19 protein-coding genes are annotated in these 26,609 nt (G+C 37.2%); 1 reads left to right on the top strand and 18 read right to left on the bottom strand.

Annotated features, from left to right (window positions below):
* Nucleotides 1–3 precede the first annotated feature (3 nt).
* Complete coding sequence (locus RTP52_RS17970; protein WP_312372771.1) at nt 4–2,358, top strand: glycoside hydrolase family 2 TIM barrel-domain containing protein; 2,355 nt, start codon at nt 4–6, stop codon at nt 2,356–2,358.
* 70 nt (nt 2,359–2,428) lie between these two features.
* Here RTP52_RS17970 and RTP52_RS17965 read toward each other — a convergent pair whose 3' ends face one another.
* From RTP52_RS17965 to RTP52_RS17880, 18 genes are all read right to left on the bottom strand, one after another.
* Nucleotides 2,429–3,397 carry an AraC family transcriptional regulator gene (locus tag RTP52_RS17965; protein ID WP_312372770.1) on the bottom strand — a complete coding sequence of 323 codons (969 nt, stop codon included), beginning with the start codon at nt 3,395–3,397 and terminating at the stop codon, nt 2,429–2,431.
* A 10-nt stretch (nt 3,398–3,407) separates the two neighbouring features.
* The gene (locus tag RTP52_RS17960; protein ID WP_312372769.1) at nt 3,408–4,439 is read right to left on the bottom strand and encodes a LacI family DNA-binding transcriptional regulator; all 1,032 of its coding nucleotides are present in this window, start codon (nt 4,437–4,439) and stop codon (nt 3,408–3,410) included.
* A 130-nt stretch (nt 4,440–4,569) separates the two neighbouring features.
* Nucleotides 4,570–6,315, bottom strand: coding sequence for a glycoside hydrolase family 35 protein (locus RTP52_RS17955; RefSeq protein WP_312372767.1), 1,746 nt, complete (start codon nt 6,313–6,315; stop codon nt 4,570–4,572).
* A gap of 96 nt (nt 6,316–6,411) precedes the next feature.
* Nucleotides 6,412–8,025, bottom strand: a complete 1,614-nt coding sequence (locus tag RTP52_RS17950; protein WP_312372766.1) for an ABC transporter substrate-binding protein — start codon at nt 8,023–8,025, stop codon at nt 6,412–6,414.
* 73 nt (nt 8,026–8,098) lie between these two features.
* Nucleotides 8,099–9,016, bottom strand: a complete 918-nt coding sequence (locus RTP52_RS17945) for a carbohydrate ABC transporter permease (RefSeq protein WP_312372765.1) — start codon at nt 9,014–9,016, stop codon at nt 8,099–8,101.
* Between the two features lie 13 nt (nt 9,017–9,029).
* A complete protein-coding gene (locus RTP52_RS17940) occupies nt 9,030–9,992 on the bottom strand; it encodes an ABC transporter permease (protein WP_312372764.1) in 963 nt (320 codons plus the stop codon).
* A 447-nt stretch (nt 9,993–10,439) separates the two neighbouring features.
* Entirely contained in the window at nt 10,440–15,008 is a 4,569-nt protein-coding gene (locus RTP52_RS17935; protein WP_312372763.1) for a PolC-type DNA polymerase III, read from the bottom strand.
* Nucleotides 15,009–15,175: 167 nt separating this feature from the next.
* Nucleotides 15,176–16,228, bottom strand: coding sequence for a flavodoxin-dependent (E)-4-hydroxy-3-methylbut-2-enyl-diphosphate synthase (gene ispG, locus RTP52_RS17930; protein ID WP_312372762.1), 1,053 nt, complete (start codon nt 16,226–16,228; stop codon nt 15,176–15,178).
* Nucleotides 16,229–16,656: 428 nt separating this feature from the next.
* Nucleotides 16,657–17,949 (bottom strand): RIP metalloprotease RseP, encoded by a 1,293-nt coding sequence (rseP, locus tag RTP52_RS17925; RefSeq protein WP_312372761.1) that lies wholly within the window; start codon nt 17,947–17,949, stop codon nt 16,657–16,659.
* A gap of 37 nt (nt 17,950–17,986) precedes the next feature.
* Entirely contained in the window at nt 17,987–19,153 is a 1,167-nt protein-coding gene (locus tag RTP52_RS17920; RefSeq protein WP_312372760.1) for a 1-deoxy-D-xylulose-5-phosphate reductoisomerase, read from the bottom strand.
* A 66-nt stretch (nt 19,154–19,219) separates the two neighbouring features.
* On the bottom strand, nt 19,220–20,029 hold the full coding sequence (locus RTP52_RS17915) for a phosphatidate cytidylyltransferase (RefSeq protein WP_312372758.1): 810 nt from the start codon (nt 20,027–20,029) through the stop codon (nt 19,220–19,222).
* Nucleotides 20,030–20,083: 54 nt separating this feature from the next.
* Nucleotides 20,084–20,806 (bottom strand): isoprenyl transferase, encoded by a 723-nt coding sequence (locus RTP52_RS17910; RefSeq protein ID WP_312372757.1) that lies wholly within the window; start codon nt 20,804–20,806, stop codon nt 20,084–20,086.
* A 194-nt stretch (nt 20,807–21,000) separates the two neighbouring features.
* The gene (gene frr, locus RTP52_RS17905) at nt 21,001–21,555 is read right to left on the bottom strand and encodes a ribosome recycling factor (protein WP_312105752.1); all 555 of its coding nucleotides are present in this window, start codon (nt 21,553–21,555) and stop codon (nt 21,001–21,003) included.
* A gap of 44 nt (nt 21,556–21,599) precedes the next feature.
* The gene (gene pyrH, locus RTP52_RS17900) at nt 21,600–22,304 is read right to left on the bottom strand and encodes a UMP kinase (RefSeq protein WP_312105754.1); all 705 of its coding nucleotides are present in this window, start codon (nt 22,302–22,304) and stop codon (nt 21,600–21,602) included.
* A 131-nt stretch (nt 22,305–22,435) separates the two neighbouring features.
* Complete coding sequence (locus RTP52_RS17895; protein ID WP_312372755.1) at nt 22,436–23,419, bottom strand: bactofilin family protein; 984 nt, start codon at nt 23,417–23,419, stop codon at nt 22,436–22,438.
* Between the two features lie 248 nt (nt 23,420–23,667).
* A complete protein-coding gene (locus RTP52_RS17890; RefSeq protein ID WP_312372754.1) occupies nt 23,668–24,237 on the bottom strand; it encodes a DUF2087 domain-containing protein in 570 nt (189 codons plus the stop codon).
* A gap of 147 nt (nt 24,238–24,384) precedes the next feature.
* Nucleotides 24,385–24,768 (bottom strand): hypothetical protein, encoded by a 384-nt coding sequence (locus RTP52_RS17885; protein WP_312372753.1) that lies wholly within the window; start codon nt 24,766–24,768, stop codon nt 24,385–24,387.
* Between the two features lie 415 nt (nt 24,769–25,183).
* Nucleotides 25,184–26,371, bottom strand: coding sequence for a methyltransferase domain-containing protein (locus RTP52_RS17880; protein WP_312372751.1), 1,188 nt, complete (start codon nt 26,369–26,371; stop codon nt 25,184–25,186).
* Between the last annotated feature and the right edge of the window lie 238 nt (nt 26,372–26,609).

The raw sequence follows: 26,609 nt of genomic DNA, 5'->3' as shown, positions 1-26,609 counted from the left end.
AACATGGATACAACTCATATTCCATTAAACAAAGATTGGAAATTCTGTTATGGAGATTCACAAGACGCATGGTACAAAGGCTTTAACGACTCTAATTGGCAATCCATCACCTTACCACACGACTGGTCCGTAACTATGCCATTTTCACGGGAGTTTTCAAGCGGTACCGGTTATCTTGCAGGCGGCATCGGATGGTACCGTACTCACTTTAAACTACCAAAGGAATACATAGGCAAGCAAATATCAGTAATTTTCGACGGGGTGTATAAAAACAGTCAGGTATGGTGTAACAGCTATTATCTTGGGAAACGTCCTAACGGCTATTCCACCTTTTCTTATGACATCTCCTCTTTTGCCCATTTTGGGGAAGAAGAAAATGTCCTAAGCCTTAAAGTATCTCATATGGATCTTGCAGATTCCCGTTGGTTCACAGGATCTGGCATTACTAGGAAGGTAACCCTTCTAGTAGAAGAACCAGTCCATGTGAAGGAAAATGGCATCTTTTTTACTACACTTAGAGTGGATGAGGTGAGCGCTCATATTGAAATTTTACATGAAATCTGTAATGACTCTAATGCCTCACAACATCTGCAAATAGAAAGTATACTTTCCACTCCGGACGGTACTTGTGTCTTATCTCTTAAATCGGAAGAAACTTTTTCTCCGGGGGAAACCAGACAGATTCTATTAAATGGCCTTGTAGATCAACCTAATCTATGGTCCCCTAAAACACCATATCTTTATGATTTAAATACATACCTCACTTTGGAAAATGGTTCAAATTACCGTATTTCTTCCCTTAAAGCCGGTATCCGTAGCATTTTCTTCGATCCAGATAAAGGATTCTTCCTAAACAAGAAAGAGACCAAGTTAAAAGGAGTCTGTGTTCATCATGATGGAGGTGTATTAGGAGCCGCCATGCATAAAGAGGTCTGGAAGCGTAGACTCATAAAACTGAAAGAAATGGGCTGTAACGCCATCCGCTGTAGCCACAATCCTCATATGCCGGAACTGTACGACCTATGTGATGAGATGGGCTTTCTTATGATGGATGAAGCTTTTGACGAATGGGAAAATGCTAAAAATAAATGGTCCACCGGACACAACGTATATCCTCCGAAGCACCAAGGTTATTTTGAGGATTTTCCTAGTTGGCATGAAGAAGATTTAAAAGCCATGGTTCGTCGGGACCGACGCCATCCTAGCGTTATTTTATGGAGCATCGGCAATGAAATTGATTACCCAAACGACCCTTACTGCCACCCTCTTTTTGCTGTTGTTGCTGGCAATAATGACGCTGGCAAGCCTGAAGAAGAACGTATATATAGTCCAAACAGACCAAACGCAGAAAGACTTTCTGTTCTGGCAGCCAAACTAACTGCAATTGTTAGAACGGAAGATACAACAAGGCCAGTCACCCTGGCAGCTGCCTTCCCTGAGCTTTCCTCACAAATTGGATTTTTTGATACCCTAGATGTAGTAGGATACAACTATAAAGAAGAATATTACGTTCAGGACCATGCACGCTTTCCACAGAAACCATTCTTAGGAAGCGAAAATAGCCACAGTTATGCCGCATGGCAATCTGTTATCTCTCATCCATTTATCTCCGGACAATTCTTATGGACTGGTATCGATTACTTAGGAGAAGCGCATGGATGGCCTATACACGGTTCCAGTGCTGGTCTCTTAACTCTTGCTGGCTTTGAAAAGTCTGGTTACTATATGCGTCGCTCTCTCTGGAGTACCGAGCCAGTTATCCACCTTTTCACAGCTCTAGCTGATGGAAATTATGATGAATGGAAAGACATGACCAATCGTTGGAACTATGAAGATGGTAGCAACGTACTAGTCAGGGTATATACCAATCTTCCTAAAGTCACCTTATCTATCAATGGACGTTTGCTACAGACTCTAGAACACAAAACTTCCTTTGGCTATTTTGAATGTGTTTTACCATATGAAGCGGGTATCATCCATGCAATTGGGTATCAAACGGATTCAGAATCAGACCTTTCCTGTTTCCTAACAACTGCCTCTACCCCATCGTCAATAATCCTCCATAACTGGGACGAAGATGCAGCTAAGGACATTCTCCAAGTAGAAGTTTCCATTACCGATGCAAAAGGTATTACTGTTCCAGATGCTCGCGTTCTTCTAGAAGCTAAAGTCGAAGGTGGTGGTGAAATTTTAGGTCTAGAAAATGGAGATCTCGCCGATAATACACCCTATTCTTTAGCCACTAGGCATACTCTAAATGGAAAATTAATTATATATATTCGTAAAATAAGCCATACGCCTATTACCCTTACTGTATCCGCGGACGGCTTGAAAGATAGTGTACTTATTATCGAATAGTACATACTCTACCTTCTTACTTATTGAATAAAAATCCATTCGACAGTTCCTTGCCATCGGTATGGATGAACTATTCCACATACTCCTCTTCTTTCGCTTCCATATTAGTAAATGGATTCGTAAAAAGATTTGATTTCATACTGTTTTTTAAATATCCACTAGGGGCCTCTCCGGTTTTTTTCTTAAACACGCGACTAAAATAATATTCATCTGAAAAACCGGACTGTTCCCCGATTTCCGCCATTGTCAGAGTAGCATTCTGCATAAGCATTTCCGCACGGTTTATTCTCACTCTTGTCAGATATCGAAAGATGGTTGTACCTGTTACCTGCTTAAAAACGCGGTTCATATAATCAAAATTACGGTTAAATTTCTCTTCCAAAAGGTTACTGGTAATTTTTTTTACATATTCTTCATTTAAAAAAGTTAATAACTCTTCCACAACTGGATAGGACTTTGGAAGAGACTGCACCTGTGTAAACACCTTAGTAGAAGTATAGCTTCTAGAAATTAGAATAATAGCCTCAAGTATTTTAGATCCACATAAAGTCTTATAATACTCCATCTGATTCTCATTGTATTTTCTTGCTTCATTAAAAAGTCCTTCTACTTGTAACAGACTACTATAATAGGCTAAGTTGTAATACCTAGGGAGGTACAGTCTTGTATCTCCACACAGATCGTAGCTATACTTATTACTCTGTAATGCCCTCCCTCTTTTCTTTGCCAACCTGTTCCACAGAATAATTCCCTCATCCTGAAGTTTTATCAAAGCTGGATGTGTAAAATGTATATAATAATATTCACACCAGGAGGCACGGGTTCCAACGTGTTCATACATCGGATCCAATATGTACATATCACCTGGGATCAATTCTAATTTTTTACCGCCTTCCTCCAGATACATAGTTCCTTTTATAATTAGATATAGAATATACTCGTTTGCCTTCCTCCTTCTATGGATGTAAGGAGGATCAATCGTTGTACGATCTACCAGTCGTACCGAAGGCAAACAACTGCAATCCATTTCATAAAACATCGTATTCCCCTCAAAACTTCCTGCAAGATTCCCTGACATATAGCTTAGACTTAATGAGCTGAGTTCTTGGCGGTTCTTCCTTATGAATTGCTGCAATGGCTGTCTTGATTAAACATTCACCAAAAGCTTTATAATCATAACCTACACTAGTAAGATTTGGTTCACAACCTTCGGTCATATAGGTATTATCAAAACTGGCAATTGAGACATCTTTAGGAATGGAAAGTCCGTGTTCCTTTAAAAAACGAATAATACCTACCGCCGTAAAATCATTAATAGCAATAATGGCCGAAGGCATTGGAAAGTCTTTACTCATCCACTCCTTCATAGCATCATAGCCACCTTCTATATCGTAGGTTTTCCCACTAATGATATATTCCTCTCGTATGGTCAGCCCGTATTTTCTCATAATCTGTCTGTAACGAAATCGCTTATCCATTGTGGATTTTACATCCGCCCGTCCCCCCACGAGTGCAATTTCTTGATGGCCATTTTGTATTAAATATTCTAGTACGATTTCCATTGCCTGACCTTCATCAATGTTCACTTGATAGCAATCTGCGCCATCTAGTTTACCAGTAATCAAAATTGGCATCTTATTTGCTATGCTATTAATCATCTCTACATACTGTTCATCAGAAACCAGTTCATCTACTTTTCCGCCAATTTGTATGATAGCGTCTACTTTTTGAGAAGCCAACTTATCGATATGATCATGCTCCAGGCTATTGCTACCAAGCGAATTGCAAACCATTAACATATAACCGTTGGCAATCGCATAGCGTTCACATTCCACAACCATGGTAGCATAGAAAGGATTTCGAATATCTGAAACCAGAATGCCTATGATTTTAGTTTCGATATTACTAAGCCCTCTTGCTAGAGCGTTAGGCTTAAAGTCATACTGCTTAATCAGTGCCTCAATCTTTTCCCTTTTTTCTTCACTCACTCTGGCATTTCCGGTTAGGACTCTCGAAACCGTAGCCGGTGAAACACCTGCTTCCTTTGCAATTGTATAAATGCTGATATTATCTTTTTCCATATGTTATAACCCCTTGATATAATTCTTAATTTATTAATCTTTGAAATAGTTAAATCTATTCAAGGTAGATTTGCTTTATTATATCCCATTTCTTCCGTGTTTTCCACATTGTTTCCATTATCTACACTCATTAACCGACGTCTGATTCATCCTTTAATTCTATCGTGCTTCTTACTTTGCCTTCTGTTTCAAACATAATAATCTCATTCCATCCCTTCTTTAACAAAGGTGCTGGTATATAAAGACGTTTTTGAGGTCCCATCTCCCAGTATCTACCAAGATTAAATCCATTTAAAAAGGCACAACCTTTTCCCCATCCCTCAAAATCAAGGAATGTATCTCCTACCTCTTCTACTTCGAAAGAAAATTTATAAAATCCTGGTGCACCTTCGGTATAACCCTTTGCAAAATCAAGTTTCTCAAGATTATCAAGAGGTAGACAATAATGTTCCCAATTATAGTGCATATGTCCATTAATCTGTACGCACTGTGCAATTCCTTTTCTCTGGTTCTCCATCCGAGGACCAAAATTCACACGTCCCATATTCTCTACCAGGATATCGAGCTGTGCTCCTTTTTCTATCGGCAGTTCAACTTTTTTTTCCTCAAGAAGTTCTCTGTCATAGAGTGTGGCAATCATTTTTTGATTCAGAAAGATATTAGCCCTGTCATTAGCCCCATGAAGTCGGATACTATCAATCCCCTGTTCTCTCTCTAATCTAGAACGATAAAGAATATATCCGTAATTCTGATTAAGTTTCTCCATAGGTTTTGGGAAAGTGTCATAGATAGGCTCTCCTAAATCCAACAGAGTCTCAAAAAGCCCTACTTTTTCCTTAATCTCCAATGTGCCATAGGACTTTTTCACAATCTTAGTAGAAAAATTCACTTTCGGAATGGTAGTGTATTTTGCAATCACATCACGATATTTGTAATATTTCATAGTGAAGTCCCCAGCTTCTGTAAGAACAGCATCATAGTCATAGGAAGTTACATCTGGAGTAAGTTCATCATAATAATTTGAGCCGTTCATAAAGCCAAAATTAGTACCTCCAACAAACATATAGATATTCACACTTCCTAGCTCTAGCATCTTATCAAGATCGACTGTACTTTGTTCCAAATTACCTGTCATGTGTCCACCATTTCCCCAGTGATCAAACCAACCCACCCAGAATTCTGTACACATTAAAGGGCCCCCATCTGTGTATTTTTTCAATATCTGAAATCTTTCTTCTGTTCCAGATCCAAAATTCCCTGTAGGAAGTGCCCCTTTCGTAGAACCACAGGATAAGGACTCATCGTTTGGTCCGTCAGAAGTTACGAAAGGAACCACCACCCCATTGTTAAGCATTATCTGCTTCATTGTTTCCATATAATTGTGATCTTCTCCGTAATACCCATATTCATTTTCTACCTGCATTAGAATTATCGGTCCACCATAAGGTAGCTGGAGAGGGGCAAGAATCTGAAACAGAACCTGATAATAATCTCTGACATGTTTAAGAAAAGGTTCATAACAAGCCCTTAATCTCATGCCATCCTCTGCTAACAACCAGCCTGGAAGTCCGCCAAGTTCCCACTCTGCACAAATATATGGAGATGGTCTTACAATCACATATAATCCCAGCTCCTGTGCTAGTAAGATGAAGCGTTTCAAATCTAACATGCCTTCAAAGCAGTACTGCCCCTTTTTAGGCTCGTGCATATTCCATGCCACGTAGGTTTCTACTGTATTACACCCCATTGCTTTCAATTTTTCCAGTCGATCACGCCAATACTCCGGAACTATACGGAAATAATGGATTGCACCGGATATAATCTTAAATTTCTCTCCATTCAGATAAAAATCATCTCTTATATCAAATTGTTGCATTTCTGTCCTCCTTCATAAGTGAAGCGGAACACTTCCGTTCAGAAGCATTCCGCATCACATTCAGTCTTTTTAGATTCAATCCGGTTACAAATGTGTTTATTTATATAATGCGTCCATCTGAGTCTGTAATTCACTTAATACTTCTTCAAAGCCAGCATTCTTTAATGCTTTTCTATATTCAGCAACAATCTCTTCTGCTGTACCTTTATATTTGCCGTATGTTATCTGTTTCATATAGTTGGTATGAATTTCATTGATATTGTCAACTTGCGCCTGAATGTTGGTCATATCTGGAATAAACTGTCCATAAGGATATTGTATCTTAACCTTGTCATATTCCGCACAGAGAGCGTCATATTTATCCCAGCTTCTTCCCTCTAACTTAAGTTCTAGAGAATCATTTCTTCCCCACCAGTAGTTGGTAACAATTTCATCCTTATCAGTACTATAACCTTCTGGCTGTTTCATGTAGCCTTCTGGTGTCATTTCGTACTGAACGCCTTCAATTCCATAGTTAATCAGTTTGTAGCATTCGGGATCATTTCTAAGCAAATCATATACCATTAACGCTCTTTCTGGATTTTTGGAAGCTGCGGAAACTGCCATCGCTCCGTGGGTAATGTTTAAACTTACGACATTGCCCATCTCTTCTCCAAACCAGAAGAAGCTAGTGTCGGAACCTGGTTGATTCGTATTCATTTTAAAACCAACATCCGTAAGCCACGTATTCGTATGATGCTGGGTAGACGCAGATTGACCAAGGTACATTTCTTCTTCTGCTTTCGCTGCTTCATTATTTAATACATCTGTTTTCCAAACACCCATTTCATCCCACTGCTTCATGTATTTAGCAAATTCTATTAATTCATCACCTTCATAGAATGGGGATCCTAATGTATATAAATTATCCTTGGTTCCGCCGAAGATTCTGCCTGCAACTATACCCTCAGTAGGTACGAAGTTCGTATGAGAAGTCATCCAGCCTACCGGCATCTCTATGGTCTGTTTTGCGTTACTGTCCCATGGAATTACATCTGGATGATTTTTCTTCACGCCCTGAAAATAGGTTGTCATATCCTCCCAGTTATGTACACCATTTGTAAGCCCTGCTTCTGCTGCCCAGTCGCCACGGTAGATAAAACCGTGATTCGTCCACTGGGTAAAGTTATCTTCTGGCATTAAATAGATATTCCCGTTAAATTTACATTTATCCCAGTCTTCTGCAGGAACCTGTGCGTAGGTCTGTGGTGCATAGGTAGCAAGCATATCTTCGCTGAGTTCTAAGAAAGCACCATTTTGTGCATTCGGCCATGCGTCCAGCCAGTCAGTAGCTGTTCCTACAAGGTCTACAGACCCATCCATCTGAGCCAAAGTCAAATTGTAATTGGAAAGGTAATCCGTCCATCCTATGTAATAAATCTCAAGTTCTGCATTTACTTTATCTGTCAAAATCTTGTTCAGTTTCTCTAGCATCGCTTCGGTAGCTCCATTGCTCTTTGGGTCACCTGTTGTCATATATACAATCTTTACATGCTCGGAAGTATCAATCTTTGAAGCAGTATCTCCCTTGCCAGTAGTTACTACGGGATCTGTTTTCCCTGTAGCGCTTGGATCCGTTGCTGTCTTTTTTGAACCACCACAGGCCGTTAAACTAAGAACCATAATGCCTGCTAACAAAAAACTTAGAGTCTTTTTGCCAAATTTGTTCATTTTAATTCCTCCCTTTGATATTAAAATTTATGTAAATTCCATAACAGAATTAACATCTTTTAGTCACATCCTGTTAGCCTTTGACCGCACCAACGGTAATACCGCTGATGAAGTACTTCTGAACGAACGGATAAAGGAAAATAATCGGCCCAGTAGAAACTACTGCAGTTGCCATCTTAAGTGTTTCTGTAGGCATATTTTGCAAAATAACATGTGATCCTGCGACAGAATTTTGAAGCATCTGTACTTTATTGATAACCTCATATAGATTGTACTGTAAAGGCCTATACTTTACCCTTGAACTCAAGAAAAGGGATGATTGATACCACTCATTCCAATACCCGATTGCTAAAAACAGTCCAATCGTTGCCAGCGCAGGCTTTAGCATCGGAAGAATAAGGGATACGAATACCTTCATATCTCCGGCTCCGTCTATCTTACCAGACTCTGTTATCTCATGAGGAATATCCTTCACAAAATTCTTCATCAAGATAATCAGCCATGGGGTCATCAATAACGGTAGAAATACCGCAAGATAACTATCCTTTAGGTGATAGGTCTGGGTCATTAACAGATAATAAGGTGCGAGACCTGCAGAAAATAAGCTGGTAAAATATATGTAGAAGGAAATCCCATTTCGAAAGGGAAAATCTTTTCTTTGTAATGCATAACCAGTCATGGCAATTATAGATAGTCCGAGTGATGTACCAAGGACCGTCATAACAATTGTTACTATGTAAGACCCCCAAACGGTTCCGCCTTGAAAAATTAGGCTATATGCATAGGTCGTAAAATCCTTAGGTATCAGCGATACACCGGATATACGCACCACAGCTTCCGAGCTAAAGGAAGTTCCCACGATAAGAAGGAACGGAATTACACAAGCTATTGCATAAAAGCCTGCCACAAAGTATCCAATACTTCGGATAATCTTATCTGAAATATCCAGCTTAACTTTTACTCCTTTTTTTACTTTAGATGTATCAGACATTCTTTATTACCTCCTAGAATAACGCATAGGCCTTGTCTATTTTTTTAACTACAAAGTTACATCCCATGACCATAAGGAATCCTATTAAGGATTGATATAGCCCTATAGCCGATGCAGTAGAGAAGTTAAAGTGCGTAATGGTTGCACGGTATACATAAGTTTCAATGATATCGGTTGTTGGGTACAACAATGAATTTGACCCTATAATATTATAGAATAGTCCAAAGTTACCTTTCACAATACCACCCATTGCAAACAGAAGCAAAATAATCATCGTAGGCTTTAAGGACGGTAAAATGATATACTTAATCTTTTGGAAGCCATTCGCCCCGTCCACCCTTGCTGCTTCAACGATCTCAGAATCAATTCCCATAATTGCTGCAAAATATACAACTGAATTGTATCCACTGACCTGCCACAGCTGTACAATGACAAGAATAACTGGCCAAACCCCCGCATCGGAATACGGTGCCCATTTTTCCAATCCAAAATTGGTTAGAATGGTATTTACAAAACCGGTATCATAATTGAGAATGTTGTATACTAGAAAGCCTACCAATACATGAGAGATAAAATAAGGTAAGAACATCATGGTCTGCGAAACTTTTTTGAACCATTTGCTTCTTAGTTCATTTAAAAGGATTGCAATAATAATAGCTGCCAAATTTCCCAATATAATGAACGCTAAATTGTATAATATCGTATTCCTGGTCAATTCAAACAACTTCCCAGACGTATACAGGAATTCGAAATTTTTCAGTCCTATAAAAGGACTATTAAATATTCCCAAACGGTAATTATACTTTACAAATGCTACCCAAATTCCCGGTAATGGCATGTAGCTGAACGCAAAGAAAAATATGATTGCCGGCAGGCACATGAGTATCAAAATACGGTACTTCACTACATTCTGCCAGAAAGTTTTCTTATTCACTATAGGAATAGACTGAATGGTAGCTGATTTTCTTTTTTTCACTTTTACTCCTCCTTATTTTTTCAGTTCCATTTTCTGTCAGTTGTGCATTTTTACTATTAAATAAGCATTTCGACATGTATGAAACCCTTTTCATATTCATATATTACTATTTATCCCTATATATGTCAACTGATTTTTACTTATTGTTCATATTTTTAATGTTTATACTTTATTATTTGTACTAATTGCATAAATACGAATCATGTACAATTTCTGGATAAAAGCTCAAAAAATAAGTGTTCAAGTGTTTTATATCATTTTTCATGTTTTTCCTAAGATAATTATGTAATCGGTTTCATATGAGTTTTTATATCCATAACCAAAATATAGGTCTTTCTTTTTCATTTTTCTGCAAATCACTAATCATGTGCTACTTAACTACATTCCCCATCTCACAGAAAAAGAGGTAGAGCATTTGCCCTACCTCTAAATCAAATCTATTGAACTCTATTGTAGAAAATCCATCAAGGAAATCTGATTGGTCATTGGTAGATCTCCCATCAACCCCAAATCACCCATCAGATCAACCACTGTTCCACTGACTTTACATCTTGTTTTAAAATCATCTCTTGACAGGAATTTTCCATCCTTAACAGCTTCGACTACCTGATCCGCAGCTTTATCGCCTAGACCATCGATGGTGCTTAAAGCTGGCATTAATTTGCCATCAATTATCTGAAAATGATGTGCTTTTGCTATATAGACATCAATTGGTAAGAATTCAAAACCTCTAGCGTACATCTCCTGTACTACTTTCATGTCCTTTAGCGTATCTTCTTCTTTCTTCGTTAACTTCTGAGCAGGGTCATTTGATCCCATACGACGCTTATATTCCGCCATATGATAATCAAGCCGCTCCCTTCCAAGACACATTAACTCATAGTTAAATGCTGTGGCACGGATACTAAAGTAAGCAGCATAATAAGCAAGCGGATAATATACTTTAAAATAAGCAATACGAAATGCCATCATAACATACGCGCAAGCATGTGCCTTTGGGAACATGTACTTAATACGTTTACAAGACCAGATATACCAATCTGGTACTCCATTTGCAACCATAGCTTCCTCCATCTCTGGAGTAAGCCCTTTTCCTTTACGAACACTCTCCATGATTTTGAAGGCAAGACCATTCTCAACACCTTGACTAATCAAATAAGTCATAATATCGTCACGGGTACAAATCGCAGTGGAAAGAGTACACTTTCCTTCCGCAATCAATGTTTGAGTATTATTTAACCATACGTCCGTACCGTGGGATAGACCGGAAATACGAATCATATCCGAAAAACTCTGTGGTTTCGTGTCTCGTAACATCTGCATAACGAAGTCGGTACCAAGCTCTGGAAGACCTAGACTACCAAGGTCACAGCCACCGATATCTTCTGGTTTTATTCCTAAGGCCTCGGTCGATTTAAACAAAGAGATAACCTTCTGATCGTCCATTCGGATTGTCTTCGCATCAATTCCTGTCAAATCTTCAAGCATACGAATCATGGTAGGATCGTCGTGCCCGAGAATATCTAGCTTTAATAAGTTATGGTCAATGGAGTGATAATCAAAGTGAGTCGTAACCGTCTTCGTTGTCATATCATTAGCAGGACGTTGCACCGGAGTAAATGAGTAAATTTCTTCTCCTAATGGTAGAACGATAATACCACCAGGATGCTGTCCTGTCGTTCTTCGTACCCCGACGCAACCTTCCACTATACGGTTAATCTCTGCGACCCTCTTATGCACGCTCTTCTCTTCATAATACTTCTTGGTATAACCAAATGCTGTTTTATCCGCAAGCGTACCTATGGTACCAGCACGGAAGGTCTGCCCCTTACCGAAGATAACTTCGGTATAATCATGTGCCTTACTCTGATACTCTCCTGAAAAGTTAAGATCGATATCTGGCTCCTTGTCTCCATTAAATCCAAGGAACGTTTCAAACGGAATGTTATGTCCATCCTTAGCTAACGGTTGTCCACAAACAGGACAATCACGGTCTGGCATATCACATCCTGAACTGGAACCAAACGCTTTTACTTCCTCTGACTCAAAATCAGAGAAATGACAATTCGGACAGTAGTAATGGGCAGGAAGCGGATTTACCTCTGTAATACCCGACATCGTAGCTGCAAAGGAGGAACCAACAGAACCACGGGAACCAACCAGATAACCATCCTCATTCGACTTCCACACCAGCTTTTGTGCAATGATATACATTACAGCAAAACCGTTGTTAATAATCGATTTTAGCTCATGTTCCAATCGTTCCGCTACAATTTTAGGAAGTTCTGGGCCATACATGGAATGTGCTTTCTCATAACAGATATTACGAAGTGTCATATCCGAGTCTTCAATGACAGGAGCACATTTATCCGGACGGACTGGTGATATCTTTTCAATCATATCACAGACTTTATTTGTATTCGTAATTACAACCTCTTCCGCCTTTTCTTTCCCAAGATAGCTAAATTCTTCTAACATCTCTTCCGTTGTTCTAAAATAAAGAGGTGCCTGGTTATCTGCATCAGAAAACCCTTTTGCAGCCATGATAATTCTTCTGTAAACTTCATCCTCTGGGTTAAGGAAATGTACGTCACAAGTAGCGACTACTGGTTTATTATATTCCTCTCCTAACGCGATGATTTTACGGTTAATCTCTTTTAATTCCTCTTCAGAGCTAATATCTATCTTATCACTTTCAATCATAAACTGATTGTTTCCAAGCGGTTGTATTTCGTAATAATCATAGAACTTGGCGAGTCTAATAATCTCTCCTTCGGAAGAATTTCTAAGGAAGGCTTGATAGAGCTCACCTGCCTCACACGCAGAACCAATCAATAAACCTTCTCTATACTTCATAAGCACAGACTTAGGTATTCTTGGTCGACGCTGAAAATAATTAATGTGAGAATAGCTTACCATTCGATACAGATTTACTCGCCCTATATTGTTTTGACACAAGATAATCGCATGATAGGTTGGCATTCTCTTAATAACATCTGCGGTAACCTCTTCTGCACTATTAATCTGAGCTAAAGTTTCTATACCACGTTCACGAAGCATTTCTAAAAACTTCAAATAGATTTCTGCGGTACATCCTGCATCATCTACCGCACGATGGTGATTTTCCAAAGAGATATTTAAGGCTTTGGCTACCGTATCTAACTTAAAATTATTTAAGTGATTTAATAAGATTCTGGCTAGCCCCACCGTGTCAACTGAAGTTACTTCAAGAGGAATATTTAGAAACTCCGCTTTCTTTGTAATAAATCCAATATCAAAGGAAGCATTGTGTGCCACCAAATAACAGCCCTCACAAAAACTTAAGAATTCAGGAAGTATCTCCTCAATGGTTCTAGAATCGATTACCATCTCATCTGTAATACTTGTTAACTTCTGTATATGATATGGAATCGGTACTTCAGGATTAATAAATGTCGAGAAACGGTCAACAATGGTACCCTGTTGTATCTTTACAGCACCAATTTCTATGATTTTATCTTTTATAGAACTAAAACCAGTGGTCTCGATATCAAAAACTACACAAGTATCCTCTATGCCTTGTCCACGCTCTCCCTGAACGATATCCTTCATATCATCTACAACATAAGCTTCCATACCATAGATAATCTTGAAGTCCTTCGCACGCTGCATCTTTTCTTCATCATCCTTATAATCCTTTGGATTAATTGCATGAGACGCTTCTGGGAAGGCCTGAACAACACCATGATCGGTAATCGCAACCGCTTTATGTCCCCATTCAAATGCAGTTTTTACAAGTGCTTTTGGATCTACCACCGCATCCATATCACTCATCATCGTATGAGCATGTAATTCTACACGTTTATTTTCCGATCGGTCAACTCTTCTTTCAATAAAGCTTGGAATTTTTTTTATTCCTATAATAGAATTTATAGTAATCTCACGACTATACGTATCGTATAGAGCCATACCTTTCATACGGATAAACATACCTTTTTTTACTTGACCACGGATATCCTCAATCTCTTCTGATCGAACAAAGATTTTTGCCGAAATTGTATCCGTAAAATCAGTTACATTAAAGGAAATTAAAAACTTCTCATTTCGTAATTCTCTTTCTTCTGTAGATAAAATCTTTCCACGAATTACAACCTCACCAATTTCCTCTTGAATATCCTTAATTGGTATGGAATCTCCCTCAAATGGTCGACCATAGATAATATCTGGATCATCTGGAAGCTTCTTTTTATATGCCTTTGCTTTATCATACGCGCTGTTCTTCTTTTCTGGTTGCGAGAATTTATCTTCTTTTATTTGTTTCTTTTCTTCTTTCTTCCCTATGTTAAGCTCTGACTTATTCTCTAAGCTTTCTCTTCCGACAAGATTATCATCACGCTTATTCGAAGAAGACAGTTCAAATGGAATCTCAGAACGAATCTCATCGCTAACTTCTCCACTTGTTTCCATCGACTGAACCGCATTTTGTTTTATTTTCTCTCTTCGTACTTGCGGATACTCTTCTTCCTCTTTTGCTTCCTCAATGAGTTCATAAAATTCAAATCGAAGATCGACAGGAATACAAAACCGTTGTTCAAACATTGGTTCCAAAAACACTTTAATTTCCTCAGACTTTTTCTGATTCAAGAACGTATCCGGAAGCTTTATTATCATTTTAAAACCGTCAAAAGAAATCTCTGCCATTCGAAGAATATTATAGTTCATGACACTATTATCATTCAGCTCTTCTAAAATATTCTCGCTGTGCATATCCCATAAAGACTCCGGGGTATATTGCGAAGAAAGTTGATAGTTTTCTATCAACTTAACTCGACTTTTGGTTGATGAAAAAAGCTGCTTTTGTAGCTGAAATTCCATCATTTTTATTTGTTTCCTACTAATCAGATGTGTACTCTGTATGTAGATATGAACATTACCATTATTCTTCGATACCAACGCTTTTAATACGCTGATATCGGAGAATAATTCATAAATTTCATTTTCTACATTCAGTGTATCAAACACTTCAAAAAATAACATAATAACATCCATTCTGGTGCTTTACACCTTTTGACAAGAAAAATTACGTGAACATACCTTTTCTTGTATATAATAGTCTCAGTTCTGAATATTAACTGTTAGTTAACAAGCTAAAAACTATAAAGGAAATAAATTGAAAATATAATTTTCAACTTATTTCCTATCGATTATATAAAGCTATCCAATTCCTTCTTAAGCTCTGCTAATAAAGATTCCTCTGGTACTGTACGGATAACCTCTCCTTTTTTAATAATGCATCCGACACCTTTACCGCCTGCTACACCAAGGTCCGCTTCTTTTGCCTCTCCAGGACCATTGACTGCACATCCCATTACCGCTACTTTTAAATCTAAATCATAGTTAGATACTAAATCTTCCACTTGTTTTGCAAGACCAATCAAATCGATCTGAGTACGGCCGCAGGTCGGACATGATACAACTTCTATGCCACCTTTTCGTAATCCCAATGTTTTTAATATAATCTTTGCTGATCGAATTTCTTCGAGTGGCTTATCTGTTAAGGAAACTCGAATGGTATCACCGATTCCTTGATTTAAAATTAATCCAAGACCTATCGATGATTTGATATTACCTGCAACGATTGAACCCGACTCCGTAATTCCAACATGTAGCGGATAATTTGCCTTTTGAGCGATTAATTCATGCGCTTTCACACACATAAGAACATCCGATGACTTAATACTAATTACCATATTATCATAGCCTAGTTTTTCAATCAGATGAACTTTATCTAGCGCGCTCTCTACTAGACCTTCTGCAGTTACATGTCCATATTTATCTACAATATGTTTTTCTAAGGAGCCAGAGTTTACTCCAACACGGATTGGAATATTACGATCCTTCGCGACATCGATAACTGCTTTTACTCGTTCTATGTCTCCAATATTCCCTGGATTAATACGAATCTTATCTGCACCACTCTCCATGGCAGCAATTGCTAAGCGATAATCAAAATGGATGTCAGCAACCAAAGGAATATGAATTTTCTTCTTTATTTCCCTTAGTGCTCCTGCAGCTTCCATGTTAGGAACTGCACAGCGAATAATATCACAGCCTGCTTCCTCAAGTTCCAATATCTGATTTACAGTAGCAGCAATATCCTCCGTTTTTGTATTTGTCATAGACTGAATTAAGACTGGATTACCTCCACCAATCTTTCGATTTCCTATGGTGATTACTTTTGTTTTATCGCGATACATAATATCCTCTTTTCTAAACCACCGAATCTTATAATGAATTCTTTCTCACTATATCGGTAGAAAACATGCTCAAAAGTTATGGTTAATAACAAGTTTTTGTGAAATAAGAAGTACTTCAAGTTTTAATTCAAATTTGTTTGATATAAAAACATTTCAAACTTCTATTCATAACAAAATTGTTTGAAATAAAAAGCATTATAAACTTCTAATTTAACAAGAAAAAGTTCGCAAAGCGTCCTTTTTCTTGTTTTAAGCGTACAATTGTTATTAGGTACAAAACACGGTGATGAAATCAAATCGCACGTAAAGCGGATATTTGAAATCCACTTACTCTACTTGCACTTAACCTCATTGCCATTACGTGGCATTTTAAAACAGGTAAGTCCCTTACTAATTGAAGAGGGATACTTCTCTGATAAGGTTAAATTCTAAAAGAAAACATTCTTAATATCATTAAAGAATAAGAATACCATTAATATCATCAAAGCAATAAAACCAAGCATGTGAACAAAGCCTTCTTTTTCTCTATCTAGTGGCTTTCCACGAACCGCTTCTATGATTAAGAATATTATTCTTCCTCCGTCCAGTGCTGGAATAGGTAGGAGATTCATTACTCCAAGGTTTGCACTTAATAAAATGCCCCAGTTAAAGAGTATGATAATAACATTTTTAATACCAATGTCTTCTTTTGCATCTACTACATTACCAAGTTCGCTAACAATTCGTACCGGTCCTCCTAGTTCATCTGCTCCAACCTTACCAGTAAAGAGTTTACCAAGACTCTTAACTGTTGTTTCTATCCAGTAACGAACTTCTGAAATACTATAGCGGACAACACCAAAAACACCTGTTTTTTCATATCCTTGGTTATAGTTAAATCCAATGGTATACCATTCTGTCATACGTGGTGTTACATTCACTGTATTGGACTTTTCGTTGTGTGTAAAGGTAACCGAAAGCGCAGTTCCATCAAGCGGATGACTTCCTAGATAAGAACTAAGATCTGCACTAGTCTTAATCTCAGTCCCGTTAACCGCTGTTATAACATCGCCATTTTTTATTCCAGCATCTTTAAAAGCAGAGTTCTCTAATAAAGTAATCTGAGCCTCTCCTTGAGAATCTGGAGAATAAGAAATACCTAGCATATATCGTTTTTCAGCGTCTGGTATTAAGGTTGTTGATAACTTTTCCCCATTTCTCTTAAATTTAACTGTGATTGGGTTCTGTGACTTAATTGGTTTGAAATCAAAATGCGTTGAAATATCCCTGGCGAATACAACATTTTCACTATCAATCTCGGTGATGATATCCCCTACTTGTAGTCCTGCATTTGCACCAGCACTACCCTCAGGTACATTGACAACTCGAGCTGGATCATAGCCTACCATTCCAACTACAAATAATGCAAGTAAAAATGCTAAGATAAAATTAAATAACGGTCCAGCAAATATCGTGGAGATACGCGCCCATACATTTTTATTATTGAACGCTCCTTCATTATCATTAATTTCATCTTCTCCTAGCATCATACAAGAGCCACCGATTGGTAACAACTTTAGCGAATACCTAGTGCCATGATAAACCTTGCTAAACAGACGAGGCCCCATTCCAATGGAGAACTCCGTCACAACAATACCATTTTTCTTCGCCAACAAAAAGTGTCCCAATTCATGGAATGTTATGATGACTCCGAATATTAACAATGCTACAATAATTTTCATCCAGTAAATTTCCTTTCTTTAGCATGTGAGTAATCAATTAAATATGATAATTTGACTTCACACACTCTCTTTCTATAAAATCATATGTTTCCTGTTCCACATTCAGAATTTCATCTAAGGTAGGTTTCTTCACTACCGCAACATTTTCCATCGATTTTTCTATTAATTCTGTAATCGAAAGGAACGATATTTCACGATTTAAGAATTTTGCAACCGCTAGCTCATTGGCTGCATTAAACACTGTTGGAACACTATGGCCAGTACTCATCGCCTCATATGCCAAACGTAACCCTGGTAGGTTATTGATATCCGGTTTTTCAAAGGTAATCTGACCGATATCAAAGAAATCTAAGCGTTTTCCCGGAAGATATCTTCTCTTCTCAGGATAATAAAGCGCATACTGAATCGGTAATTTCATATCCGGTGTTCCAAGCTGAGCTATAATTCCACCGTCTTCAAACTCAACTGCAGAATGTATAATACTTTGTGGCTGAATCACAACCTCAATTTTATCGAGTGGCTCGTTAAATAACCAATGAGCTTCCATCACTTCGAGGCCTTTATTTACCATAGTAGCGGAATCTATGGTAATCTTTCGTCCCATCGACCAATTAGGATGTTTTAGGGCATCTTCCACCTTCACATTCTTAAGTTGTGCAAGGCTTTTCCCACGGAATGGTCCGCCAGAAGCAGTTAGGATAATTCGACTAACTGTAGAGGCTTCATTTCCTTGAAGACACTGAAAAATCGCTGAATGTTCACTATCTACTGGTAATAAATTTACGTTTTTTTTCTTTACCAACGGCATAATGATATGCCCTGCTGTTACTAATGTTTCTTTATTTGCAAACGCTATGTCTTTTCCCCTTAAGATTGCTTCCATTACTGGTTTGATTCCAATCATACCAACAACAGAACTGACTACAATGTCAGCACTTTCTTCTGTAGCACATGCGATAAGACCATCCATTCCTGCCTCAACAATAACCTCTAAGTCAGAAATTCTTTTCTTTAGCTCTAGTGCCCTATCCCTATCATATACGCAAACAAGTTTCGGATGGAACTCTCTGATTTGTTCCTCCAATAATTGAATATTGGATGACGCAGCAAGTGCAGACACTTGTAAGTCCTTATTATTTCGTACCACCTCTAAGGTCTGTGTACCTATAGAACCGGTAGATCCCAAAACTGATATTATCTTCATAGTAACTCCAATCTATGTTCGTTTAGTGCGCATATAAAACAACGCATTGAGCATTGCGCTTATTCATTATAACACTTGAAGTAGGTAATATACAATCGGTGCGGTAAAAATTATACTGTCAAATCGGTCCAGTATTCCGCCATGTCCAGGTATTAACTTTCCATAATCTTTTACTTCATGATTTCTCTTTATAGCAGAAGCAGCCAAATCGCCTATCGTAGATATCATCGCTGAACAACCACCAATAATAGCAAAACTTACTTGGGGATTTGAAATTGATGTTAATTGACCTTTAAAAATTGTCGCAAATAGAAAGCCAATCAAAGCTGCTCCAAGAATCCCTCCAAACAATCCTTCGACCGATTTCTTTGGACTTAAAATTGGTGCCATTTTATGTTTTCCTATCTTTCTACCAACAAGATAGGCACAAGTGTCTGATCCCCAAGCACCAATGAAGATCATCCACACAAGTAGAAAACCATTCTCCAATATTCGAACTCTGTAAATAAACGATAACATAACTCCTACATAAACAAGACCAAAATATACTAAAGTTACCTGATCTGAATGAAACTTAGGAAATGAAAATACATATACCCCCATTAATACCAACAGAAATCCTATTAGTAACGGAAAAATCAGTTCTGTTTTATTAAAATACACTAGCATATAAAAGAGGATACAAAAAATATAACCTGAAAATGCCAAAATACTCTTATTCATCTTAAGCACTCGATATAATTCCATCATACCAATTAATGAAATCGCAAGAAGTAAAGCAAATAAAACTTCTCCACCTAAAATCATTGCTGCTATTGTAACTATCATTAAAATACAGGAACTACGAAACCGTACCAAAAAAGTTTGATCCTTCATTATAACCTCTATTCTGGTGCTATTGCACCTTTTCTGATTGTATTATTGTGTATTTCAGCCCACACCACCGTATCTTCGTTCTCTGCCATTAAAGAACTCTATTGCTTTGATAAGCTCTTTTTTATTGAAATCTGGCCAAAGAACTTCAGGAAAATAAAACTCTGTATAAGCAAGCTGCCATAATAAAAAATTAGACAAACGTTGCTCACCACTGGTACGTATCAATAAATCTGGGGCTGGAATTCCTTTGGTATCCAAATAATCCTCATAAACTTCTGTATTTAAATCCTCAATGGATAATTTTCCATCTTTCACATCCTGTGCGATTTTTCTTGTTGCTCGTAAGATTTCATCTTGTCCACCATAGTTTAATGCAACTTGAAAACAAAGTCCTGTGTTACTCGCACTTACTTCCTCAAGCTTTACAATAGTATCTTGTAACGATTGTTCTAATTTAGTGATATCTCCAATAACATGTACTCGCATGTTGTTCTTTTTACTTTTATTTAAGCACTCTGATAAAAAATCTCTTAACAATTTCATCAACGTATCAATTTCCGATTGTGGTCTTGACCAATTCTCTGTAGAAAAAGCATATACCGTCACATACTTAACACCGATGTTATAAGCCTCTCTACAAATATCCTCCACGATTTTACTACCGGCTTTATGCCCATAATTACGTGGCATCATTCTTTTTTTCGCCCAACGTCCATTACCATCCATAATGATGGCAATATGATTTGGTATCTTTAATCCATTTAATTTTGCATCCATTAAACTCTATGCCTGCCTTCCTTTCGATTGCAGTAAACTACTTATCTTAAATTTAAAATAGGACGTACGGACCTTAAAAAGTCTTATACGTCCTATATTATTGCTGATCAAAAGTTCTTTTCAAACTTCTGATGAAAGGCGTATTCTTTACGCCGTAAATCGATTATTGAAACATTTTTTTGTCTCAATAATAATTATACTGTAAGAATCTCTTTCGATTTATCTTCCATTACTTTATCAACTTCGGCAATGAATTTATCTGTAATCTTTTGAATCTCATCTTCGATTTGCTTTTGCTCATCTTCGGAGATTTCATTTGATTTTGCAAGCTTCTTAATTGCGTCATTCGCATCACGACGAACGTTACGTACTGCAACCTTAGTGTTCTCAGCCTTTTTCTTAACATCCTTAACAAGGTCTTTTCTGCGTTCCTCTGTTAACTCTGGGAATACAAGACGAATTACTTTTCCATCATTACCTGGTGTTAAGCCAAGATCAGAAGCAAGAATTGCTTTCTCAATTTCTTTGATTAACTTTGATTCCCATGGTTGAATTTGAATGACTCTCGCTTCAGGAACAGAGACATTTGCTACTGCCTGAATAGCGGAAGGTGTACCATAATAATCTACTCTTAATTTATCAAGTAAATGTGGATTTGCTCTACCAGCTCTAATGCCTACATATTCTTCCTTTAACGAATCTAATGATTTCTGCATTTTACCTTCAAAAGGTTTAATTTTTTCATTCATAAAAAAGACCTCCTACTATTTTACATCCATTGTACCGATATTTATTATACGGTTACCACAGTTCCTGTACAATTTCCCTTTACATTATTGACAATACTATTTTCCTCATTAAGAGAAAATACAAGTAATGACTTCTCATTTTCCATACACATAACAGTAGCTGTTAAATCCATGATTGCCAGTTTTTTATCAAGTAATACCTGATAAGATACCGTATCGTATTTCTTTGCATTTGGATTTGTTTTTGGATCGCTATCATAAACCCCATCCACTGCTCTAGCCATTAAGATGACATCTGTCTCTAACTCAATTGCACGAAGTGCGGTTGCAGTATCCGTTGAAAAATACGGATGACCTGTACCCCCTGCAAGGAAGATAACTTCTTTCTTCTTTAAGCATTCTACTGCTTTATCCTTGCTAAATAGTTCAGTCATACTGCCACACTGAAATGGTGTAAAGATTTTTGTTTCCATACCTACATAACGGAAAATATCCGATACATAAATACAGTTCATCACTGTTGCAAGCATCCCAATTTGGTCAGCTTTCGTACGGTCAATGGTCTCACTGCTACGTCCGCGCCAGAAGTTTCCTCCTCCGATAACGATTGCTACTTCGATTCCATCGTCAACTAAATTCTTTACCTGCTTTGCTACTTCGATACAAGTTGCCTCATCAAAGCCTGTCTTCTTTTCCCCAGCAAGTGCTTCTCCACTAAGTTTTAATAATACTCTATTATAGGATTTCATATTATGCTACCTCTCATGTCTTTGTTGCACACATCGATGATTTCGCATGCGATTTTCTACTGCTTCCCAAACAGTCACAGCAATTTTACCATATTCGAAAATAGATTTCTACCCTCTTCTACTGAGAAACCTTATTTTTCTTTAAATACTTCTTCAACATTAACGGAAGCATAGGCTAAGGAAATGAATCCTTCCAAAACAGCACCATTATTCATCTGCATGGATTTTGCTTTCACATTCCCTTTTACTATTGCAGTAGCATCTAATAGAACTGGCCCGTTAATATCAACCTCTCCTTTGACAGCACCCGCAATTTGACCACTAGATGCTGTTATATCTCCAATAACAACAGTGCCTGGATCGATTTTAATGTTACCTTCACTATTAACACTACCTTCTAAACGTTTGGAATTGATTTCAATCTCAGAAGCGATAGAGTTACCAGTGATACGTCCAGTGATAGATAATTTTCCTTGGCACTCAATATCACCAATTACCGTACCCATTATATTTAAGGAGCAATCTGAGACTATACTACCATTAATCGTTGTACCTTTCGAAATAACCGTAACCGCATCCCTATCATTTGGGGATAAACCTCTCTTAGCCTGTCCGGTATTTCCCATTTTATCCGTTGGTGCTTTCTCTTCTTCATTCAATAACGTGTCCAATAATTCTTCATCAACAACGCTCTCTTCAAAATCTACCATGGTATTCTCTCCATCTCCAGTTTCTTTTCGTTCCTTTATTTCTTCCTCTTTTTTAGTCTCTTCATTCGAGGATTCACGCCGGGCACTCTGTGTCTGCTCTTTTTGGCCTTCCATATGTACATTTAACGGCTCTTCACCCAATAAAGCAGCTTCCGAATTTAACAATTCTTCTGTCGGATCCATGATTTCCTGATCTATCTCATCTTCAGAAAGTTCTGTAGCAGATTCCTCTAATCCTAAGTCTTCTGACTTCTCCTCTGCAGAATCTTCTTCAATGACATCTTTTATGACACCAGGTGTTTCGTCCTCGATGTTTTGCCTATTGAAGGCTTCTTCTTTCTTTTCCTTTTCCGATTTACTACCAGACTTTTTAAGGCCTTTAATGAAATCTTTAAAGAAACCCATTCTTATACGACCTCCATTATGTTTCTTTCGTTCTCTGCTATCTTCCGTTGTATTCATTACAGCACAGAATTCTACCAAATATATCTTATTCTATATTAATCAACTTCGAGAAATTTGTAAAGTAGAATCTTTAAAATCGACGTTCCTTCCCTAGTAAAAAGACCATTACACTATTAATGTGTAATGGTCTCTCAACATGACAAGGAAAAGTTCGTGAAGTATGCTTTCATATTATGAAAAACATAACACTAATCTTTTTTTATTAATTGGTACCCCTTTTCATTTCGGGTCAAAATTTTCTCCGATATCATATCTCTTCTTATAGTACAAAAATCATCATGATAATCCGCGATTGTTATATTGACTTCTCTCTCCGTGTAAATTCTACCAGATTCAAATGCTTTCGCTATCTCATCTAGGATGATGCGCTTCTTCTTTCTCTGAACAGGAATTGACTTTAACTTTCCATACTCAAAGAAACTTTCAATTACCTTCTTATGATATTGCTCTTCCCGTTCCTCTTGAACTTCCTTCTCACTAGATTCTTCTTTAATAATATCTAATATTTTAGCGTTTAAGATAGATTCTTTTAACGAATATATTGTATAGTATTGTTCTTTCTTAGAATTTACCACACCCGCTTCTTCTAATTTTTTAAGATGAAACGATATCGTTGGTGGAGTCAAATTAAGACGCTTGGCTAAAAGTTCTACATACATTGGCTGCTCTGCCAATGATTTTAAAATCATCAACCTTGATTTATCCGCCAATGATTTAAATAATTTGATTGCATCGCTTTCTGTCATATCAATAACCATGCCTTTCCATAGCCTGCAAACTTTGAGGTGCAGGTACAATTTCTGAACAGTAAAAAACAAAGTAATTCACTTTTAGACAAAACTCTGATTTTCACATTTCTTTAATGCCCTATATTCTAACTCTCAGGTCAACTTAAATTTCAATAATTAATATAACGCAAGAAATTGTTCTTTTAACTCCTGCGCTACTTGCAATTTTAACTCTTCTATAACAATATTTGCAACATCATTATGCTTTTTTGCAAGTTCAAGGCGTGCTATCCAACTCTTTGGGATTGTATCGAACCGTTTTAAAAAATCCTCTTTTAATCTATGTAATTTCTCTTCGCCTGGAATAGATAGCTTCTCAAGCTGATTTATATGAGTTTTAAATAACACTTCGAATATTTCATAAATATTTTCTTTGATTTTTACAAGATCTGCTTCATCCTTTCTATCATCCTTATTTAAGCTTTCATATTCTTCAGTACATTGTTTCTTTTTATTCTCAATAAATTCAAAATACCGTAATGTTACTTCCTTCATTATCATAGTCACTCCTAATTCATATTGTTTTCTTCGATTATACCAATATAACCATATTAAGTCAATCTATTTTCATAAATATCTATTTAGTTTTTATGTATTTAGTTTTTTATGTATTTAGTTTTTTATGTATTGGGATTTATATGTATTTGGATTTTTGTTTTTAAATTTTTATGTCTTTAGATTTTTATGTCTTTAGATTTTTATGTCTTTCTACGATATTTCGATACAACAAATCATTGATACTTACAATTTCACTTAGATCAGTTTTCAAGAAACTACACACAGACCGGAACGGGCTATTAACAACAAGCGGCGATATGCGTCACTTCAAAAGGTAGCATATCGCCGTTTTGCTGTAGGAAACCAAAGGAGGGGCAAAGCCCCTTTTTGTGTACCACTTTTTAGCTAATAGAAATTGCTATAATTTCCTTGCTTTGATTACAAATGTTACAGGAAGCATTTTAGCTTTTTTAGCAAAATCACTATCCTTTTTTAGTTGAATAATCTCATCATCTGATTCTTCAATCATTTCATCAATGGCAAGTCCTGCTTTTGTTAATGCATTGATATAAGTTGATAGCTTGCGATCCGATAAAGATATTGCGCCTCCATCAAGAGATACAGAATACCAAGATTCATCGAAGTAACATTTTTTAAAAGAAAGCGAATCATTTTCTACAGCAACGCATTTATGTATTGGGTGAGACCAACTGAAAATAAAGATGCCGCCTTTTTTTAGATAAGAAGCAATCCGGCGAAAAGTACCCTCAAGATCAGTAGTCCAACCAATACCGTAAACAGAATAGACAAAATCGAAATAATCAAGAGGTATTCCACAGTCTTCTTCCATCGGTGAACAGATCAATTTTGCAAAAAAACCTCTTGATTCTAAATGCTGTTTAGCCTTTTCTATCTGTTTTTCAGAAATATCAATACCCCATAGCTCAGAAGCCTTACGGTCACCATGATATTGCAGAGAATGACCAGTTCCGCAACCTATTTCTAATAGTTTTTTCTCTGACACATCGCCAAAAAGATGGCATTTTTCTTCTGAAACAAATGCGCCATACTTAGGAAGCGCAGTTGTTCCGATAACCTCATTTCCTTTCGTATCCCAAAAAGAACTATTCGTTTTATGAATATTATTCTTATCCCCATCAACCGAAATAGCACAACCAACTTCACCCGCACCTATAATATTTGTTCTGTGACTAGGATTTTTCTCCATACCATTTCCCTCCATTAATATTAATTTGAAGGTTAGGCGTGGAAATATTTTTAGCATTGCTTCCTCGTCTCGAGCCAAGGATGGTGCTATTCCATGCATTCGACTGAATGCTCTTGAAAAAGCTGCTTGAGAATCATAACCATAACGTATAGCAACATCAATTATTTTTTCGCCTTTTTTAATATCCATTGCTGCCATAGTTAATCGCCTGCGACGAATATATTCGGATAATGAAATTTGAGCAAAGAAAGAAAAAATTCGACGAAACTCCCACTCCGAGCAGTTCATGATCTTTGCCGCTACACAATAATCAATATCATATGATAGATTATTTTCAATATAATCAAGTGCTTGGTTCATGCACTTCTGCCAATCCATAACCTCACCTCCTCTTACAATAATATCAGGAATCAAAAATAAATCATTGCATTCGGTGTATTCTAATGCAATGAAGATAATATATATTTTATATCGCCTTCTCCGCCAAAACGTCCACTTCGGGACAAGTTGTCTCGAAGTAATGCCTTGTCCCTATTCTATCATAAATTGGTAATCTCGTCATAATCGAGTAGGAGGAAATTTCCCTAACTGAGAAATTTCCGACCTCTCACACCAC

Source organism: Lachnoclostridium sp. (genome assembly GCF_031997925.1).
Taxonomy (GTDB): Bacteria; Bacillota; Clostridia; order Lachnospirales; family Lachnospiraceae; genus Lachnoclostridium.
This window is presented reverse-complemented; position numbering and strand designations above follow the sequence as displayed.

Coding starts and splice junctions, on each gene's coding strand:
- RTP52_RS17970 (WP_312372771.1), top strand. CDS start 4: ATGGATACAACTCATATTCCATTAAACAAAGATTGGAAATTCTGTTAT.
- RTP52_RS17965 (WP_312372770.1), bottom strand. CDS start 3,397: ATGTTTTATGAAATGGATTGCAGTTGTTTGCCTTCGGTACGACTGGTA.
- RTP52_RS17960 (WP_312372769.1), bottom strand. CDS start 4,439: ATGGAAAAAGATAATATCAGCATTTATACAATTGCAAAGGAAGCAGGT.
- RTP52_RS17955 (WP_312372767.1), bottom strand. CDS start 6,315: ATGCAACAATTTGATATAAGAGATGATTTTTATCTGAATGGAGAGAAA.
- RTP52_RS17950 (WP_312372766.1), bottom strand. CDS start 8,025: ATGAACAAATTTGGCAAAAAGACTCTAAGTTTTTTGTTAGCAGGCATT.
- RTP52_RS17945 (WP_312372765.1), bottom strand. CDS start 9,016: ATGTCTGATACATCTAAAGTAAAAAAAGGAGTAAAAGTTAAGCTGGAT.
- RTP52_RS17935 (WP_312372763.1), bottom strand. CDS start 15,008: ATGTTATTTTTTGAAGTGTTTGATACACTGAATGTAGAAAATGAAATT.
- ispG (WP_312372762.1), bottom strand. CDS start 16,228: ATGTATCGCGATAAAACAAAAGTAATCACCATAGGAAATCGAAAGATT.
- rseP (WP_312372761.1), bottom strand. CDS start 17,949: ATGAAAATTATTGTAGCATTGTTAATATTCGGAGTCATCATAACATTC.
- RTP52_RS17920 (WP_312372760.1), bottom strand. CDS start 19,153: ATGAAGATAATATCAGTTTTGGGATCTACCGGTTCTATAGGTACACAG.
- RTP52_RS17915 (WP_312372758.1), bottom strand. CDS start 20,029: ATGAAGGATCAAACTTTTTTGGTACGGTTTCGTAGTTCCTGTATTTTA.
- RTP52_RS17910 (WP_312372757.1), bottom strand. CDS start 20,806: ATGGATGCAAAATTAAATGGATTAAAGATACCAAATCATATTGCCATC.
- frr (WP_312105752.1), bottom strand. CDS start 21,555: ATGAATGAAAAAATTAAACCTTTTGAAGGTAAAATGCAGAAATCATTA.
- pyrH (WP_312105754.1), bottom strand. CDS start 22,304: ATGAAATCCTATAATAGAGTATTATTAAAACTTAGTGGAGAAGCACTT.
- RTP52_RS17895 (WP_312372755.1), bottom strand. CDS start 23,419: ATGGGTTTCTTTAAAGATTTCATTAAAGGCCTTAAAAAGTCTGGTAGT.
- RTP52_RS17890 (WP_312372754.1), bottom strand. CDS start 24,237: ATGGTTATTGATATGACAGAAAGCGATGCAATCAAATTATTTAAATCA.
- RTP52_RS17885 (WP_312372753.1), bottom strand. CDS start 24,768: ATGATAATGAAGGAAGTAACATTACGGTATTTTGAATTTATTGAGAAT.
- RTP52_RS17880 (WP_312372751.1), bottom strand. CDS start 26,371: ATGGATTGGCAGAAGTGCATGAACCAAGCACTTGATTATATTGAAAAT.